3 protein-coding genes are annotated in these 2,086 nt (G+C 30.8%); all 3 read left to right on the top strand.

The window, feature by feature from the left end; translation table 11 throughout:
* The first annotated feature begins 184 nt into the window (after positions 1 to 184).
* Positions 185 to 328 carry a hypothetical protein gene (locus VK998_RS02105; RefSeq protein ID WP_325224951.1) on the top strand — a complete coding sequence of 48 codons (144 nt, stop codon included), beginning with the start codon at positions 185 to 187 and terminating at the stop codon, positions 326 to 328.
* Positions 329 to 350: 22 nt separating this feature from the next.
* Entirely contained in the window at positions 351 to 710 is a 360-nt protein-coding gene (locus VK998_RS02110) for a hypothetical protein (RefSeq protein ID WP_325224952.1), read from the top strand.
* Positions 711 to 723: 13 nt separating this feature from the next.
* Positions 724 to 2,086: hypothetical protein (locus VK998_RS02115; protein ID WP_325224954.1), on the top strand; the 1,363-nt coding region annotated here is incomplete at its 3' end.

Raw genomic sequence — 2,086 nt, forward strand, 5'->3', positions numbered from 1 at the left:
AGAAATAGTCTTAGATAAAAACACTGAGCTAGAATTTATTGATTTTGACTTAGAAGAAAATCCTCATAGTAGATTTGAAGTGTTTAAGGTTATTGCAAAAGTTATTAAAAAGTAGTATAAAGGGTTTTAAAGTAACATATAATATGTTATAATAGAAATAGTAAAAAATAGGATGGTGATTATAGTGGATAAAGAAGAAAAAGAATTAGATAGGTTTGTGCAAAAGTTTGAAGAGATTGAAATAAAAGAAATACCAAAAGGGAATAAAGAAAGGGCTAAAGCAATTTTAGACGAATGGAAGAGGGAGCAAAGGGAAAGAGAGCAATAAATTATTACAAGGAGGTTTCACTATGTTAAGGTTAGCAAGAGATGAAGATTTAACTGATATAATCACTGAAGATGATTCAAACCCGATAATTACCCAGCACCCAATTGAAGGAAGCTCTGAAACGAAACAATTTTATTTGTTTAACGAGAACCCAGATAAAAGGTATGAAGATGTTGTTGTAAGAGCGGAAGGGGAAGATAGTGATTGGTTTGAGTTTTCTTTGGATGGAAATACTTTCACAAGTGAGATTCAAGTTGGGGATATTGAAGAAGCAAATAGTGGCCAATTAATTTATATTAGAGTTACTACTACAGAAGTTGATGATTCTCAAAACAGAGACAATACTGAAGTAAAATTAATAGGGACACAGTTTGCAGTGTAAAGGCGGGATATAAATGTACTTGCATTTGCCTGCAAGAAGTGGTTTAGAATTTCCAAGTTTTATAGCAGATGAATTTGAGATAACTGCTGCTATAATCGGAGGTATTGGGAATATATTTCAAGGGGAAGGCTTTATATTAGGGTTTGACCCTGCTGGAAATATAACCCACAATCTGCACTCCGTTATAATTGATGGAGAAGAGGTTCCTCCAGGAGAACCGTACCCTTTTTTAGAAGAAAATGTGCTAATTCATATGGTATTTGTGCCGGGGAGACAAATATCATTTAGTGACGCAATGGGCTTTTTTGAAGTAGAAGCAGATATATATGATATAAAAGGTAGAAATACAGCATTTGGTGGTATTATATCTCCCCATTATGATTTTTCAACAGGGACCCTTGAGGATCAATCTGGGACAGTAGGCCCATTAACTGTTGTAGGTGATTATGAATTTAGGGAAGGTGACGACCCACCAGGTGAAGGTGAGGAAATAGTAAGCAATCTCAGTTCATACCAAATAATTAGTGCTAATATGGAATATAGTTATAATAGTTTAATAGAAACATACATGAATGAAAGTAATAGCTTCAAAACATATCAAAATTATTATAATAACATTGAATCAAGAAATGTTTCAAAGCAAATAATATATAGCGATTATTTTTCTAGTAGTCGAATAAGACAAATACTATTTAACATTATAGAAGCAGATAAAAGCACAAAGCAAAAGATAACAAAAATGGTAGGTACAACAAATAGCTCAAAGCAGACAATATATAAAGATCATTTTACTAATAATAGAACAAGTCAAACAATATTTAACACTATAAAAACAAATAATAAATCAAGACAGCAAATAGTAGATAGGATAGCAATAACAAGTGGTGCAAGGCAAGAGCTATTCAAATATTTAGAGAACAATAAACTAATGAGGCAGATAATATACAAACAAGCAGATACAGCAAACAATTTAAGACAAGAGCTTTTTAAATATGAAGAAAAAAGTAAACCAACAAGTCAAAAAATATATAGACAAATGAAGAAAAGAAACAAATTAAAGCAAGAGCTTTATACACATACAGAAGTTAATAAATTAGCAAAACAAGTAATACACAAGCGAGCAGAAAGCATAAATAAGTTTAAACATGCTTTTTACAAAGTAACAACAAGCAATCATGCTACATCAATACAAATAACTAGTGATAGTATAAAAAGGAATTTTAACTATAGTACTAAACAAATAATAAATGCACATAGAAGCTTTTCAAAGAGCTCTAATATAAATATATTTAAAGAGATTGAAAGTAACCCAGGAACCACTCAAATGATTTACAAGAGTGAAGAAAATAGTCATAGTATATTAAACATTATTTATA

The sequence above is a fragment of the Schnuerera sp. genome, from assembly GCF_035459645.1.
Taxonomy (GTDB): domain Bacteria; phylum Bacillota; class Clostridia; order Tissierellales; family Tepidimicrobiaceae; genus Schnuerera.

Excerpts from the sequence above, each read along its gene's own strand:
- VK998_RS02110 (WP_325224952.1), top strand. The coding sequence starts at position 351 with ATGTTAAGGTTAGCAAGAGATGAAGATTTAACTGATATAATCACTGAA.